Origin of the sequence: Lentzea albidocapillata, from assembly GCF_000719115.1 — a bacterium.
Lineage (GTDB): Bacteria > Actinomycetota > Actinomycetes > Mycobacteriales > Pseudonocardiaceae > Lentzea > Lentzea albidocapillata.
In genome coordinates, this window is sequence record NZ_JOEA01000014.1 from 203,529 (window position 1) to 218,405 (window position 14,877).

General features: G+C 67.7%; 14 protein-coding genes. 3 read left to right on the forward strand and 11 right to left on the reverse strand.

From position 1 onward, the window contains the following. Positions 1 to 13 precede the first annotated feature (13 nt). The 6 genes from IG04_RS0122550 to IG04_RS0122575 all read right to left on the reverse strand — a co-directional run bounded on the left by IG04_RS0122550 (position 14) and on the right by IG04_RS0122575 (position 6,631). On the reverse strand, positions 14 to 937 hold the full coding sequence (locus IG04_RS0122550) for a 2Fe-2S iron-sulfur cluster-binding protein (RefSeq protein WP_030478678.1): 924 nt from the start codon (positions 935 to 937) through the stop codon (positions 14 to 16). Continuing rightward, positions 934 to 2,703 carry an NAD(P)H-dependent oxidoreductase subunit E gene (locus tag IG04_RS0122555; protein WP_030478679.1) on the reverse strand — a complete coding sequence of 590 codons (1,770 nt, stop codon included), beginning with the start codon at positions 2,701 to 2,703 and terminating at the stop codon, positions 934 to 936. The genes IG04_RS0122550 and IG04_RS0122555 overlap by 4 nt, the downstream gene beginning before the upstream one ends. Then, complete coding sequence (locus tag IG04_RS0122560) at positions 2,704 to 4,629, reverse strand: molybdopterin oxidoreductase family protein (protein ID WP_030478680.1); 1,926 nt, start codon at positions 4,627 to 4,629, stop codon at positions 2,704 to 2,706. 73 nt (positions 4,630 to 4,702) lie between these two features. Next, positions 4,703 to 5,746: an MAB_1171c family putative transporter gene (locus tag IG04_RS0122565; RefSeq protein WP_030478681.1), complete on the reverse strand. Its 1,044-nt coding sequence runs from the start codon at positions 5,744 to 5,746 to the stop codon at positions 4,703 to 4,705. Beyond that, entirely contained in the window at positions 5,739 to 6,209 is a 471-nt protein-coding gene (locus IG04_RS0122570; RefSeq protein ID WP_030478682.1) for a hypothetical protein, read from the reverse strand. Before IG04_RS0122570 ends, IG04_RS0122565 begins: the two co-directional genes overlap by 8 nt. Next, positions 6,206 to 6,631 (reverse strand): helix-turn-helix domain-containing protein, encoded by a 426-nt coding sequence (locus tag IG04_RS0122575; RefSeq protein ID WP_030478683.1) that lies wholly within the window; start codon positions 6,629 to 6,631, stop codon positions 6,206 to 6,208. Before IG04_RS0122575 ends, IG04_RS0122570 begins: the two co-directional genes overlap by 4 nt. A 139-nt stretch (positions 6,632 to 6,770) precedes the next feature. Here IG04_RS0122575 and IG04_RS0122580 point away from each other — a divergent pair, with 139 nt between their 5' ends. Beyond that, positions 6,771 to 7,274: a hypothetical protein gene (locus IG04_RS0122580; RefSeq protein ID WP_084401112.1), complete on the forward strand. Its 504-nt coding sequence runs from the start codon at positions 6,771 to 6,773 to the stop codon at positions 7,272 to 7,274. 75 nt (positions 7,275 to 7,349) lie between these two features. Here IG04_RS0122580 and IG04_RS0122585 read toward each other — a convergent pair whose 3' ends face one another. Beyond that, positions 7,350 to 8,327 (reverse strand): 2-dehydropantoate 2-reductase, encoded by a 978-nt coding sequence (locus IG04_RS0122585; protein WP_030478685.1) that lies wholly within the window; start codon positions 8,325 to 8,327, stop codon positions 7,350 to 7,352. Positions 8,328 to 8,425: 98 nt separating this feature from the next. Here IG04_RS0122585 and IG04_RS0122590 point away from each other — a divergent pair, with 98 nt between their 5' ends. Further along, complete coding sequence (locus tag IG04_RS0122590) at positions 8,426 to 9,151, forward strand: GntR family transcriptional regulator (protein ID WP_030478686.1); 726 nt, start codon at positions 8,426 to 8,428, stop codon at positions 9,149 to 9,151. A gap of 266 nt (positions 9,152 to 9,417) precedes the next feature. After that, entirely contained in the window at positions 9,418 to 9,603 is a 186-nt protein-coding gene (locus IG04_RS0122595) for a hypothetical protein (protein WP_030478687.1), read from the forward strand. Here IG04_RS0122595 and IG04_RS0122600 read toward each other — a convergent pair. From IG04_RS0122600 to IG04_RS0122615, 4 genes are all read right to left on the reverse strand, one after another. Next, complete coding sequence (locus IG04_RS0122600; RefSeq protein WP_051770603.1) at positions 9,594 to 10,610, reverse strand: TerC family protein; 1,017 nt, start codon at positions 10,608 to 10,610, stop codon at positions 9,594 to 9,596. The genes IG04_RS0122595 and IG04_RS0122600 overlap by 10 nt on opposite strands. Before the next feature lie 24 nt (positions 10,611 to 10,634). Further along, positions 10,635 to 11,081, reverse strand: a complete 447-nt coding sequence (locus IG04_RS0122605; RefSeq protein WP_051770440.1) for a hypothetical protein — start codon at positions 11,079 to 11,081, stop codon at positions 10,635 to 10,637. Position 11,082: 1 nt separating this feature from the next. After that, on the reverse strand, positions 11,083 to 12,576 hold the full coding sequence (locus IG04_RS0122610) for an Nramp family divalent metal transporter (RefSeq protein WP_051770441.1): 1,494 nt from the start codon (positions 12,574 to 12,576) through the stop codon (positions 11,083 to 11,085). A 153-nt stretch (positions 12,577 to 12,729) separates the two neighbouring features. Further along, on the reverse strand, positions 12,730 to 14,877 hold the full coding sequence (locus IG04_RS0122615; protein ID WP_030478691.1) for an acetate--CoA ligase family protein: 2,148 nt from the start codon (positions 14,875 to 14,877) through the stop codon (positions 12,730 to 12,732).

The following is a 14,877-nucleotide window of genomic DNA, read 5'->3' on the forward strand; positions in this document are numbered from 1 at the left end:
GAGATGTCACTGCTCAGCGATTTTGCACGTGCTGCCAGCCGAAACGGCCCTTGATGCACAGGTTTCCGCGCGTGACCGTGCTTTCGTGCGGCGACGTGACCTTCACGATCTCGTTGTCCTGCACGTGCAGGGTGAGGTTGCACCCGACACCGCAGAAAGTGCAGATGGTCGTGGTCTGCGTCTGGGCCTCTTCGTCCCAGGTGCCGTCCTCGCGCTTGTCGTGCTCGCGCTTGAAGCTCAGCGCACCCGTCGGACAGACCTCGATGCAGTTGCCGCAGTAGACACAAGCGCTTTCGGGCAGCGGTGTGGAGAACTCCGTGGAGATCCGCGAGTCGAAGCCGCGGCCGGCCACCGAGATCGCGAAGGTGTTCTGCCACTGGTCGCCGCACGCGTCGACGCACTTGTAACACATGATGCACTTGCCCAGGTCGCGGACGTAGAGCGGATTGTCCACTTTGATCGGCTGCCGCACGGTGGCGGCCGTCTGGCCGTCGGGTTCCTCGTGCTCGCCCGGACGGCGGTCGTCCCGGTCGGTCGACGGCGGTGCCGGCGGGCCGAAGCGGGAGGGGTCGGCACCGCACGCGGACATCCACTCGTCCACGTGCGGCGTGGTGGAGAGGTCCGTCGCGGACCCGAGAAGTTCGAGAACCAGCTTGCGGCTGTGCGTCGTGCGCTCCGAGTCCGTGTGCACGACCATGCCCGGCTCGACCTTGCGCGAGCACGACGGCACGAGCGTGCGGGAGCCCTCGACCTCGACCATGCAGACGCGGCAGGCGTTCGCCGGCTTCAGTGTGTCGCCGTAGCAGAGCGTGGGGATCGACTTTCCCTTGGCCGTGCAGGCGTCCAGGATCGTCGCTCCCTCCGGCACGCGCACGGACTCGCCGTCCAAAGTCAGCTCGACCAGTCGTTTCGGGAGTCCGATTTCGACGATCGTCATGACGCTGCCTCCTCTGCGTAACCCAGGCGGTCGAGGGCTGATTCGATGGCGTTCCAGGCTGTTTGCCCGAGACCGCAGATGGACGAGTCGCGCATGACCTGCCCGACCTCCCGCAGCAGCTGGAGATCCTCCGCGCTGGTGCTCAGCGGACGCTTCCCCACGAGCCGGTGCATCGCCTCTTCCTGGCGCACGGTGCCGATCCGGCACGGCACGCACTGCCCGCACGACTCGTCGCGGAAGAACGCGGCAATGCGCAACAGGAAGCTGCCCAGGTCGGCCGTGTCGTCGAGCACCAGCACGACGCCGGAGCCGAGCGTGGTGTTCGCCGCCCGCGCGTCCTCCATGGTGAGCGGCAGGTCGAGCTCGTCCGGGCGGACGAACCCGCCTGCCGCCCCGCCGAGCAGTACCGCTCGCAGCTCCCGGCCTGGCGGCACGCCACCCGCCAGATCGAGGAGTTCCCCGAGCGTGGTGCCGAACGGCACCTCGTACACGCCCGGACGACTGACGTTGCCAGACAGGCAGAAGAGCTTCGGGCCCGCCGAGCCGGAGGTGCCGATGCGGGTGTAGGCCTCGCATCCCTCCGTGAGGATCACCGGTACGTTGACCAGCGTCTCCACGTTGTTGACCACCGTCGGTTTGCCGAAGAGCCCCGACTCCACCGGGAACGGCGGCTTCGACCTCGGCTCACCGCGGAAGCCCTCGATGGAGTTGAAGATCGCCGTTTCCTCGCCGCAGATGTACGCCCCCGCGCCGCGGCGGATCTCGATCTCGAACGAGAAACCCTCGTGGCCCATGATGTTCTCGCCGAGGAAGTTGCGTTCCTTGGCCCGCGCGATGGCGTTGCGCAGCAGGTGCAGCGCCCTCGGGTACTCGCCGCGCAGGTAGAGGTAGCCGCGCGAGCAGCCGGCCGCGTACCCGGCGATCGTCATCGACTCGATCACCGCGTACGGGTCGCCCTCCATCAGCAGGCGGTCCTTGAACGTGCCGGGCTCGCTCTCGTCCGCGTTGCACACCAGGTAGTGCGGGCGCACGGGCTGGCGGGCGGTCGCGTCCCACTTCCGGCCGGTCGGGAACGCCGCACCGCCGCGGCCCATCAGTTTGGCGTCGGTGACCTCGCGAATCACCCCCGACGGCCCCAGCAGGAGAGCCGTCCGCAACGCCGAATAGCCGCCCGTCGCCCGGTAGTCGTCGAGCGACTCCGGATCGACGACGCCAACCCGCTTGAGCAGCCGCAGGCCAGGGGACCCGGCCTGCGGCACCTCCGCGCGCTCACCGTCCACATGAGAGGGACCGGCGGCCGCCACCGCGATCACCTCCTCGGCGGTGGTGGGCGCCAGGAGCTGCTCCGCCGCCACCTCCCCCGCCTCGAACGCGAGCGCGACCGGAGCCTTCTCGCACACCCCCAGACACGGGCTGCGCAACCAGCCGCTCTTCGCCCCCGCCGGACCGAGCTCGGCGGTCAGCCTGTCGCACAACGACTTCGCGCCGTTGACCTGGCAGGCCAGGTCGACACAGACGTGCACGACCTTCGGCGGCCGTTCGGACAGCGAGAACAGCGAGTAGAAACTCGCCACCCCGTACGCCTCCGCCGGAGGGATGTGCAGGACGCGGCAGATGTGGTTCAGCGCGCCCTGACTGATCCAGCCGACCCTGTCGTTGACCGCGTGCAGGGCGGGCAACAGCTGGTCCCTGCCCATGCCGGTGAACAGGTCCACGACGACGCGTTCGGCCTCGGACGGCTCGACGTCGAGCAGTTTGAGATCCACTCAGCCCACCTTCACCGGAAGCTTGTCGATGCGGATTGCCGCGGCCTTGTACTCCGCCGTTCCCGCGATCGGGCAGGTCGCCTCGATCGTGAGCACGTTGACGTCGATCTCGTCCGGGAAGTGGAACGTCATGAACACCAGACCCGGCGTCAGTCCGTCGTCGATCCGCACCGGCGCCTGGATCTGCCCGCGCCTGCTGGTGATCGACACCTCCTCACCCGCGGTGACCCCGAGCGTCTCGGCGTCCTGCGGGCACAGGTCGAGCGTCTCGCCCATGCGCAGCGGCGACTCGAACCCGGCCGACTGCACACCGGTGTTGTAGGAGTCGAGCCGCCGGCCGGTGGTGAGCCGGAACGGGAACTCACTCGTCAGCTCGTCGACGGGCGGGCTGTGCAGCACCGGCGAGAACGTCGCGGGCATGCCGCGCTTGACCGGGTCCTCCTCCCACAACCTGCCGTGCAGGAAGCTGGGTTCGAGGGAGTCCTCGTCCGGGCACGGCCACTGGATGCCGCCGAGCTTCTCGAGCCGGTCATACGTCATGCCGGTGTGGATCGGCGACAGGCTGCGGAGTTCGTCCCACACGGCCTGGCCGGTCATGTGCTGCCAGGCCGCGCCGAGCCGCGTGGCGATCTCGCCCATGATCTCGATGTCGTCACGCGCACCCTCTGGTGGGGTGAGAGCTTTCCTGACGCGTTGAACCCGGCGCTCGCTGTTCGTGAACGTGCCGTCGGTCTCGCACCAGGCCGCGGCGGCGGGCAGCACGACGTGTGCGAGCTGCGCGGTCTTGGTGAGGAAGATGTCCTGCACCACCACGTGGTCCAAGTTGGACAGACGCTTGATCGTGTGCTCGCAGTCAGCCTCGGACTGCACCGGGTTCTCGCCGATGATGTACACGGTGGTCATGTCACCGCGTTCCATCGCCTCCAGCATCTGGGTGAGGTTCCAGCCCTTCGAGGCCTTGAAGTTCGAGCCCCACGCGTCGTTGAACTTCTTGGCGACACCGGGATCCGTGATGTCCTGGAAGCCGGGCAGCCGGTCGGGGATGGCGCCCATGTCGCCGCCGCCCTGCACGTTGTTCTGCCCGCGCAACGGGTTCAGCCCCGCGCCGTACCGCCCGACCTGGCCGGTCAGCAGCGACAGGTTGATGAGGCTCAGCACGTTGTCGGTGCCGTTGTGGTGCTCGGTGATGCCGAGCGTCCAGCTGAGCTGACCGCGGTCCGCTTTGGCGTAGGCGTGCGCGAGCTCGCGGATGAGCTCGGCCGGCACCCCGGTCTCCAGTTCGGCGACCGGCAGCGTCCACGGCTCGACGGCCTTCACGAACTCCTGGAAGCCCTCGGTGGCCCGCTCGACGAACGACATGTTGGTGAGGTTCGACGCGATGATCTCCCGCGCGATCGCGTGCGCCAGCGGGATGTCCGTGCCGACCTTGAGCCGCAACCACCCGTGCGCCCACTTGCCGGTGCTGGTCAGCCGGGGGTCGACCACGTAGAGCTTCGCGCCCTTGTTGACCGCCTTCAGCACGTGCTGGAAGAAGATCGGATGCGCCTCGCGTGCGTTCGACCCCCAGAGCACGATCAGGTCGGCGTCCTCGATCTCCTGGTAGGAGGAGGTACCGCCACCGCTGCCGAACACCTTGGCCAGCCCGGCCACGCTCGGGGCGTGACAGGTGCGGTTGCAGCTGTCGACGTTGTTCGAGCCGATCACGGCCCTGGTGAACTTCTGGGCCATGTAGTTCATCTCGTTGGTGGCCCTCGCACAGGAGAACATGCCGAACGCGTCCGGGCCACCGTTGGCCACGTTCCTGCGGAAGCCCTCTGCTGCCTTGTCCAGCGCCTCGTCCCAGGTGGCCGGCCGCAGGACTCCCGCGTCGCGCACCAGTGGCTGGGTCAGCCGCACGTAGGGCTCGGTCTTCTTCCGCCTGCTCATCGTCTGCACCTCCTACGCCCATACTGTATGCAATCTTCGGTATGCGCTAGCCCCCAGTTGCGGTTTCGTGCCACTACGCCTGCAGAACGCGGCGATCGTCCAGGAGTGAGAACGCGTCCGACACCTCGCACAGGAACGCGGTGTCGCCGTCCAGATCCGGTGCCCCCGCACCGGGTTCCACCCTGGGCGGTGTCATCCCCCGCGCCCTGATGGCCGCGGCGACCACCGCGGCCTCGACCTGTGCCGGGCTCGCCGCCGCGGCCCGTGCGGCGGCGGCGACGTCCGCGTCGCGACACGGCTGGAGGTCGAGCAGGCCGTCACGGATCTCGATCACGCGCCGGTACAGGCGCATCCGCATGTTCCACCAGCCGACGCGCGGGTTGAGCGCGATCCGCGGGTCCGCGTCGGCCAACGCGCGCCAGAGCGGTTCGAGCCGGGTGTACTGGCGGTATCGCCGCCTCCATGCCGCCACGGCCGGCACGGCGGCGCCCACCAGCACGACGACATGGGCGGCATTGGGCAGCACCGCACTCATCCAGAAGTTCCACCCGAGCGGATAGGCGAACTCGAAGCGGCTCGACCCGACGCGCACGACCCGGTTCACCAGATACACCAACGCCATCGCCGCACCGGCCACGATCAGGTGCAACCCGGACCGCAGCGCGCGGCCGGAGGTGGTGCGGGCATATCGCAGGCCGAGCCGGATCACGTTGCCGAACGCGGGTGCCAGCGCGAGCAGGTACGCCGTCCAGTACTCGAGAACCCACGGTGCCTGGGGAAGAAGGCTCGGCTTCAGCGCGAAGCACAGGCACATCACCCCGAACATGCCCGCCGTCCACCAGGTGCTCCACCGGCTACGCCGCAAGCCGTTGAGGTGCGCGAGGAGATCATGCGCCGACCACGCGACGAGCACCATTCCCGCGTGCCCGGCCAACCGTGCGAGCGTGGCCGTTCCGGTCAGGTGTCCCACCGCCAGCTGGACCGCCGGGGTGAGCGCGGTCAGCGACACGGCGAGCCCGAGGAACAACCTGCGGATCGCGTCCTGGCCGTCGCGCCAGCTGAACACCATCAGCCACGCGACGGCGGGCGGCACGTACCGCAGCAGGAGCTCACCCATGGAAACCGTCGAACGCGGCGTGCAGCCGGTCGGCCAGCGTGGTGCCGGTGTGCACGCGCTGGCGGATCAGGGTCGCGAGCAACTCCGCCTCGCGTTCCTCCTCGGTGGAGTACCCGGTGCGGCCGAGCACGCGCCGGACCAGCGCCGGATCGAGGCTGGGCAGCAGGAGCTCCGCCATCTCGGTGAGACTCGCCGACGCCGGGTAGTGGTCGCACAGCACATGGCTCAGCTCATGCAGCACGATGTGTTCCTGGTGGAACGGCGCGGTCTCCTCCTCGAAGAAGATGATGTCCGCGGCGTCGGTGGCGATCCAGAGACCGCACACACCGGTGAGCCCCGCGAAGGGCATCAGGTGGATCGGCCTGCCCCGGCGTGCGGCGATGCGGCCCGCGAACGACGACACGTCGAACGGGACCGGAATGTCCAGGCCGCGCAGGAGCTTTCGCAGCCTTCGAGCACTCACCTCGAGCCGTCCTCCTGGGACAGTCCTTCGAGCTCGCGCACTCGCTCGACCATCTCGGCGATGGTGGCGAGGCTCTTGTCCGACAGCCCTCTGGCACGCAGGGCGAGCTGGCGCACGGGCGCGTCCCGCAACGCGTTGAGCAGCGTCAGCTCGGCGTCGATCCGGGCGGCCTCGGCGGCGTCGAAGAAGTAGGCAGGCGGCACGCCGAAGAAGCTCGCCAGCGCCTCGACGTGGCGCTTGGTCGGGTTGTCCCGCACGCCCTTGCGCAACTGCCACAGGTAGGTGGCGGAGATCGTGGGGCCGCCCTTGGCCCTGATCGCCTCGGCGACCTCCTCGAAGGTGTACTCGCCGCCGTCGTCCGCCCGCACCGTGCGGAACAGGTGGTCGACCCGCGCGGCCAGCACCCCTTCGTCCTCTGACATGGCGACATCCTACCGACCGGCCCATGAACTCCCGTGGCACGGATTGGAGCTTTCGTCTACACGCGAGTTGACAGGTCCTGGCCATCTCAGTTTACTGCGTACGGCGCCTCATGAACTGAGGCAAATGGAGGGGGATTCCATGCTGACCAGAACGCTTGCTGCCGTCGGTACGGCAGCGCTGCTCGTAGCCACGCTTTTCAGTGGGTCCGCGGGGGCGGCCGACACTCCGGAGGTCGTCGAGGCCCTGCCGGTCACCGGCGCGCAGGTTCCAGGAACCGCCGACGACGCGTTCGCCGCGGCGGCCGCGACCCTGCCGTTCACCTTCAGCTTCCAGATGTGCTGCTCGCTGGACTCACGCCAGTTCACGCCTCCCGGCCGCGAGAACAGGGGTAAGGCCTGCGTGACCCTGCGGGGCACCAAGAGCGACGATCCGAAGTGGAAGGGCAAGATCGTCAAGGTGATCATGTGGGACGAGGACGGGATCGACGGTAAGAAGGGGCCCACGGTCGACTTCAAGCTCGACGGCACGTACTACAAGTACTGCTGGACCGGCCTCACCGTCGCCCACCCGCACCACTTCGAGATCCAGAAGCCGTGGGGACCGGCCCAGCTGTGGGGAGACGGCAAGGCCACCGGTAGCTGATCTGAGGGAGAGGGGAAACGGGGGCCGGTGCGTGACGCACCGGCCCCCGTTCGTCGTTGCGTCACAGGTCGCGACTCAGGACACCAGCGACGTGCGCGACAGCAGGTCGATCGCCGCGTAGACGTGCCGCAACGTCGGCGCCGGCACGCGGGTGAGCTCGGCGATCTCCACCACGGCGGCGATGATCGCGTCGATCTCCAGCCGCTTCCCGGCCTCCAGGTCCTGCAGCATCGACGTCTTGTGGTGCCCGACGCGGCGGGCACCGTCGATGCGCTTGTCGATGGAGATCCGCGGGTCGCAGCCCGCGGCCCGCGCGATGGTCAGGGTCTCCGCCATCATCTGGGCCACGAGGTCGCGGCTGTCGTCGTGGTCGCAGATCTCCACCATGGTCGCGCGGGTCAGCGCGCTCAGCGGGTTGAACGCCACGTTGCCCATGAGCTTGATCCAGATGTCCTCGCGGACGTCCTTCTCCACCGGGCACTTCAGCCCGCCCGCGATCATCGCCTCGCTCAGCGCGACGCACCGCGCGGAAATGCTGCGATCCGGCTCGCCGATCGAGAACCGCGTGCCCTCCAGGTGCCGGATCACACCCGGCGACTCGATCTCGGTCGAGCAGTAGACGACGCAGCCGATCGCCCGTTCCATGGGCAGCACGGCGGTGACCGACCCGCCGGGGTCCACGGCCTCGATCCGTTGTCCCTCAAGGGGATGTCCGGTCATGCCGTGGAAGTACCACCACGGGATCCCGTTCTGCGCCGCGATCACGGCCGTGTCCTGGCCCATCAGCGGTGCCAGCAGATCGCCTGATGACGCGTACGAGTACGCCTTCAGACCGAGGAAAACGTAGTCGACCTCGCCCACCTCCGCGGGATCCGAGGTCGCATGTGGACGCGCGGTGAAATCACCACGCGGGCTCAGCACTCGCACGCCGTGTTCACGCATTGCGGCGAGATGAGCTCCACGCGCGATCAGATGGACTTCCACGCCCGCACGATGCAAAGCCGCACCGACGTAGGCACCGATCGCTCCGGCTCCGAGAACAGCGATCTTCATAGCACGCCCCGCTCGCTAAGATTGCATACAGTATACGGCCAACATGCCCGAATCTCTAGAAGTGCTTTTTGCATACGAAAAGCTGTATTCTGTCCGGCATGACCTCTTTGCCCAGTGGCCGCCGGGCGCCCCGCGGTTCACTCAGTGCCGCGGCGACCCGCCGGGTCGAACGTCCCGCACCGCTGCGACAGGCCGTCTACGACGCCTTGCTCGAGCTGATCGTCAACCGCACCCTCGCCCCCGGCCAGCACCTGGTCGAGGCCGAGCTGGCCGAGTACCTGGGCGTGAGCAGGCAGCCGGTGCGCGAGGCCCTGCAACGGCTCCAGACCGACGGGTGGGTCGACCTGCGCCCCGCCCAGGGTGCCTTCGTGCACACCCCGACCGAGGAGGAGGCCGACCAGCTGCTCGCCGTGCGCAGCGTGCTGGAGACCTACTCGGCCAAGCTCGCCGCCGAGCACGCCACCGCGGCCGACGTGAAGCTTCTCAGGAAGCTGCAGAAGGCCGGCGAGGAGGCCCTGGGCACCGCGAACGTAGAGCGCCTGGTCAAGGCGAATGCCGACCTGCACGCGGCCGTCGCGGCGATCGGCCGCAACAAGGTCCTGTCCGAGATGATCGGCCTGGTCGACCGCCGGGTGCGCTGGTACTACACCCCGATCGCCCGCCCGCGCAGCCGCGACTCCTGGAACGAGCACGCCGAGCTGGTCACGGCCATCGCCGACGGCGACGCGGAACGAGCCGGCGAGGTCATGCACCGCCACGCAGAGCAGACCCGCCAGACCTACCACGACCGCAAGGCACCCGAAAGCTCCACCGAGAGCGACTGACTCATCACTCTCGGATCGCCCAATTCGGTCATTTGACACCATACGGGTGATCCGCGACACGATGGCGGACGATTGCATACAAAACGCAGTATGCTGAATCGCAACAGGGACGGGGTCAACGGAGACCCGCGAGAGGTTTCCCGCCGGGTACCCACACGATGGACATCCGGTGGAACAGACCCCGGCCGCAACCCTGTTCCTCCCGTGGCGCAGTGCCTGTCAGGTCTCTGCGCGCCCCGGGAACCACCATCGACAGGAGGAAGACCATGTCCCGCTTGAAGAACTTCGCGCGTTCCCTCACCGAGCCGCGCAACGGTGCTTCCGCTGACGGCCGCGCGCTGGGCCTCGGACTGTCCACCGCGCTGACGGAACAGCGCAAGGACGCCGAGGCCCAGGCGGCCGTGGCCAGGACGCTCCGCAAGGACGCCGAAGGCCACAGCATTCACGGCTGAGAGTCCCTGACAGGAGCGTCTTCTTCGCTCCTTCGCGCACTCTCGGCATCCTCCACGGCGGAACGGGCAGCCCGTCGTGAGGTGTGCAGGCTCCACACCGTCGTGACGGCCAGCGTCGCCACGATGACCCCGAGAGACACCACGATCGGAATCTCCGGAGCCCACGAGACACCGTGGTGGTGCATCGCCTCGAAGATGAGCTTGAACCCGATGAACGCGAGCACCACCGCGAGGCCCTTGCTCAGGTGCACCAGGCGATCCAGGAGACCGCCCACCAGGAAGAAGAGCTGGCGCAGGCCCATCAACGCGAACGCGTTGGCGGTCAGCACCAGGTACGGCTCCTTGGTGAGCCCGAAGATCGCCGGGATCGAGTCCACCGCGAACAGCAGGTCCGTGGTGCCCACGGCGACCATGACGATGAGCATCGGCGTCACGACGCGTTTGCCGTCGATGCGCGTCGTCAACGCGGCGCCGTGGTAGACCGTGGTCGCCGGCAGGAACTTCTTCACCGCGCGCAGGGCGGCGTTCTCCGGGACGTCGGCCTCCTCGGTCTCGTCCTGCTTCAGCAGCTTCCACGCCGTGAAGATCAGGAAGGCACCGAAGAAGTAGAACAGCCAGTCGAACCGCGAGATCGCCTGTGCTCCCAGGGCGATGAACACGGTGCGCAGCAACAGGGCCAGGACGATGCCGACGATGAGCACCTTCTGCCGGTACTCCCGCGGCACCGCGAACCGGGCCATGATGATCACGAACACGAACAGGTTGTCGACGCTCAGCGAGTACTCGGTGATCCAGCCGGCGAAGAACTCACCGCCGTGGCCGGGCCCGGCGAACACCGTGACGCCGAGTCCGAACAGGACGGCCAGGCCGACGTAGAACAGCACCCAGTACAACGACTCGCGGAACGACGGTTCGTGCGGTTTGCGTGCCACCAGATAGAAGTCGAACGCGATGACGGCGGCGATGCCGCCCATCGTCGCGATCCAGACCCAGACGGGAAGATCCAACATCCTTGCTCCTTCGGCGGAAGGTCAGCGGGAGGCGGTGGCTCGCAAACGATGTCGCAGTCGCAGGCGCATCGCGATGCGCTCGTGCAGCCACAGGAAACCGATGGCCCAGCCGAGGCTCACGATGCCTTGGTAGGCGAGGAAACCGGCCAGATCCGGGGGCAGCCGGACCTGACCGGCGAGCACGAGGCTCACCGTGATCTCGTGCACCAGCCGAGCCACGGGAAACGCGACCAGCCAGTACAGAGCCACCGGAGCGAACCGTCCCGCTGGGAGCCGGCCCGCCGCCACCAGCAGGCTGAAACCGCCGCCGAACGCGCCCAGCGGCAGGCCGAGCGCCACCGTCGTGACGAGTGCCCACCCGAGCGGCTGGCCGACGAGCGCGGCCAGCCCTCCCGCGATGAGCCCGGCGGCGAGACCGACGAACGCGCCGGGCACCGCTTCTTTGAGAAAGCCTTCGCGGATCGCCATCTCAGCCCACCACTACTCCGAACTTGACGAGACTGAAGAACAGCATGCCCAGGTAGAACACCGCGCCGAAGCCGATGATGATGTTCGTGATCAGCTTGGGGCGGATGGGTTTGGGCAGCATCCGGTTGTTCACCAGCAGGAGCACCACGCAGTAGGCGCCCATGGCGAACGTCGACAGGAACGCGAGCACGTCTAGGATCGCGCCCGGTCCGTCGGCGGGCCCGAACAGCAGGATCAGGATGCCGAAGGTGATGACACCCCAGAGGAATCCCGCGTAGAGGTGCGACATGCGGAACTTCTTCGCGCCCTTGACGAAGTGGTACGTCATGTCCGCCTGGCCGCGCGAGAACGAGTCGAACAGGCCCAGCGTGGCGTTCATGCCGATCAACGCGATGAACCCGAGGAACACCGCGCCGAGCACCGGTCCCCCCGCCGCCGCGAAGGCGTCCGACATGGCGTTCAGAGCGGCCTCCCGCTCACCGGACTCGATGAGCGCCTTGACGTCCGGCGACGTGCGGCTCGCCGACTGGGCGAGGACCGTGAAAGACACCGTGACGAGCATCGTGATACCCCAGAACAGCAACAGCGCGTCGAACGTGACCCAGCGCCGCCAGCCCTTCCACTTCGCGAGCTCCGCCTTGTCGTCGGTGTCGAACATGAAGCCGCGGGACGGCATCTTCTCCTCGTCGCCCGCGTGCCGCAGCCCGCGGACCTTCGGGATGTGCGCGCCCATGCCGGCGCCGCTGTCGCGCAGGTGCAGCGTGTACCACATCTGCTGCATGCCGGACGGGCCGGCGAACGCGATCGAGCCGACGATGATCGGGAACCACTCCGGTGACATGGCCTGCGCCGGGAAGTACCCGAACTGGAACATGCCGGACACCGTGCTGGTCAGGTCTCCCCAGGTGCCGACCATCGCCGCCACCACCGCGGTGCTGACGACGAGCAGTCCGATGAGGATGGACAGCAGGTTCTCGAGCAGGTTGTAGATGACCTTGGCGAGGCTGAACAGCACCCCGACCAGGATCAGGCCCACGCAGGCCGACACCGTCCAGGGTATGCCGGTGATCTTTTCCAGAGCCGCCGCTCCGGCCGACAGGTGACCTGGCCAGATGTAGACGAGTATGGCCACCACGAAGAAGAACCACATGATCGGTTTGAACACGCGTGCGGCGCCGAAGAAGATGCTCTCCCCAGTCGCCATCGCGTACCGCGCCATCTCGAGCATGACGACGGCCTGCAGCGTCACGCCGATCAGGAAGAGCCACCTGATGTCCGGTCCGAAGACCAGCACCAGGCGTGGCCACATGTAGGACTCGCCCATGCCCACGCCAAGAGCCACCAGGAACACCGTGGGGCCGAGCAGGTGGATCGACGGTGGTGCGTCGGGGAGTTTCCTGATGGGCATCGCTTCCAGCTTGCCCGCGGCCCAGACACGTTCCTTCTCGGGTGGTGTGCTGGTATCTGTGCGAGCGGCCAGATTTGGATCATCCACGGTTAACAACCTCCAGAGGACCGGCTGTCTTCGTTGACCTCCTTGGCGGGTTCGCGACCGTGGGCGTGTTCACGGTCGCGGACGGGCCATCTCTCCTTGTACTGCCGCAAAATGGTCGTGGCCTCTCCCAAGGCCACGACCACTCGCGACTACCTATAGCAAGCCGGCAGCACGGGCCCACCTGTACTTGGCGCCCAGTACTGCGACAGGCTTCTCCGTTGTGTACGGATACGCAACCACTCCGTGCCGGTACAGGTACTCGCTCGCTTCCTCCACCTCGACGTCACCTGCGAGGGAAGCGACGACGGGCTTGTGGATCCCGTTCGCCCGGTACTCCTCCACGACGTCGACCACGAGCTTCGCGAACACCATCGGTGGCGTGACGATGGTGTGCCAGTAGCCGAGGATCAACGAGTGGATGCGGTCGTCGGCGAGACCGAGCGCGATCGTGTTCCGGTAGGTCGAGGGCGGTTCCCCGCCGGTGATGTCGACGGGGTTGCCCGCCGCGCCGAAGGGCGGGATGAACTTCCGGAACGCCGCGTCCAGGTCGTCCGGGATGCTCATGAGGCTGAGTCCGTTGTCCACACAGGCGTCCGAGAGCAGCACGCCCGAGCCGCCCGCGCCGGTGATGATGACGACGTTCTCGCCCTTGGGCGTGGCCAGCAGCGGGATTCCGCGCGCGTACTCCAGCAGGTCGTTGAGGCCGGGAGCGCGGATCACACCGCTCTGCCTGAGGATGTCGTCGTAGACCCGGTCGTTGCCGGCGAGTGCGCCGGTGTGCGAGCTCGCGGCCTTGGCACCCTGGTCGGTCCGTCCCGCTTTGAGCACCACGACCGGTTTCTTCGCCGAGACGCGTTTCGCCGTTTCCGCGAAGGACCGGCCGTCCTTGAGGTCCTCCAGGTGCATCGCGACGAGCTGGGTGTTCGGATCGGACTCGAAGAACGTCAGCAGGTCGTCCTCGTCGATGTCGGCCTTGTTGCCCACACCCACGATCGACGAGACGCCCATGCCCGCGGAACGGCTGAATCCGAGGATCGCCATGCCGATTCCGCCGCTTTGCGACGTGAGGGCGACGCCGCCCTTGACGTCGTACGGCGTGCAGAACGTCGCCGAGAGGTTCTCCGGCGTGTAGTAGTAGCCGTAGATGTTCGGGCCGAGGATGCGCACGCCGTGCTTGCGCGCGATCGCCACGATCTCGTTCTGCAGCTCGATGTTGCCCGTCTCGCCGAAGCCGGACGGGATCATGATCGCGCCGCCGACGCCCTTCTTGCCGACCTCTTCGAGAGCGGCCGGCACGAACTTCGCCGGGATGGCGAACACCGCGACGTCGATGTCTCCCGGGACGTCGGCGATGCCGGCGAACGCCTTGCGGTCGAGGATCTCGTCGGCCTTGGGGTTGATCGGGTAGATCTCGCCCTGGTAGCCGCCGTTGACGAGGTTCTTCATCACCGAGTTGCCGATCTTGCCCTCTTCGTTCGAGGCGCCGATCACGGCCACGGCGGACGGCCTCATGATCCGGTTCATCGAGGCGAGGATCTCGTCCTGGGTGAACCTGTGCGGTTGCCTGGCGGCGTCCTCGTCCACCAGGATGCGGACATCGACCGCGGTGGCCCCGGAAGGCGTTGCCAGCACGGGGTTGAGGTCGACCTCCGCGAGCTGCGGGAAGTCCGTGACCAGGTCCGACACGCGGTGGATCAGGTCGGCGAGCAAGCCTGCGTCGACGCCCTGCGCGCCGCGGACACCGCGGAGGATCTCCGCCGCCGCGATGCCGTCGACCATCGACAGGGCCTCGTCCTGGCTGGTGGGCGCCAGCCGGAACGTGACGTCCTTGAGCACCTCGACCAGGATGCCGCCGAGGCCGAACGCGACAATCTTGCCGAACGTCTCGTCGGTGGTGGCGCCCACGATGACCTCGTGGACCTCTTTCCCGGTCGGCAGCTGCTGCTGGACCTGGACGCCGGTGATGTCCGCGTCCGCCTTGTAGTTCCCGGCGTTGTGGATGATCGTGCGGTAGCCCTCGGCGACCTCACCGGCGTTGCGCAGGCCCACCAGCACACCGCCGGCCTCGGTCTTGTGCAGGATGTCCGGTGAGACGATCTTGAGCACGACCGGGTAGCCGATCTCCTCGGCGAACGCGACGGCGCCCTCCGACGACTTCGCCAGCGCCTCGGCCGGGGTCGCGATCCCGTAGGCGTCGCAGACCCGCTTGCCCTCCGGCGCGGTGAGCGACGATCGTCCCTCCGCCCGCACCTTCGCGAGTACGTTCTCGACCGCGGCGCGGTCGTAGCCGTTGTCCGGCAT

Excerpts from the sequence above, each read along its gene's own strand:
- IG04_RS0122580 (WP_084401112.1), top strand. The coding sequence starts at position 6,771 with ATGCTGACCAGAACGCTTGCTGCCGTCGGTACGGCAGCGCTGCTCGTA.
- IG04_RS0122605 (WP_051770440.1), bottom strand. The coding sequence starts at position 11,081 with ATGGCGATCCGCGAAGGCTTTCTCAAAGAAGCGGTGCCCGGCGCGTTC.
- IG04_RS0122565 (WP_030478681.1), bottom strand. The coding sequence starts at position 5,746 with ATGGGTGAGCTCCTGCTGCGGTACGTGCCGCCCGCCGTCGCGTGGCTG.
- IG04_RS0122595 (WP_030478687.1), top strand. The coding sequence starts at position 9,418 with ATGTCCCGCTTGAAGAACTTCGCGCGTTCCCTCACCGAGCCGCGCAAC.
- IG04_RS0122615 (WP_030478691.1), bottom strand. The coding sequence starts at position 14,877 with ATGCCGGACAACGGCTACGACCGCGCCGCGGTCGAGAACGTACTCGCG.
- IG04_RS0122585 (WP_030478685.1), bottom strand. The coding sequence starts at position 8,327 with ATGAAGATCGCTGTTCTCGGAGCCGGAGCGATCGGTGCCTACGTCGGT.
- IG04_RS0122560 (WP_030478680.1), bottom strand. The coding sequence starts at position 4,629 with ATGAGCAGGCGGAAGAAGACCGAGCCCTACGTGCGGCTGACCCAGCCA.
- IG04_RS0122575 (WP_030478683.1), bottom strand. The coding sequence starts at position 6,631 with ATGTCAGAGGACGAAGGGGTGCTGGCCGCGCGGGTCGACCACCTGTTC.
- IG04_RS0122590 (WP_030478686.1), top strand. The coding sequence starts at position 8,426 with ATGACCTCTTTGCCCAGTGGCCGCCGGGCGCCCCGCGGTTCACTCAGT.
- IG04_RS0122550 (WP_030478678.1), bottom strand. The coding sequence starts at position 937 with ATGACGATCGTCGAAATCGGACTCCCGAAACGACTGGTCGAGCTGACT.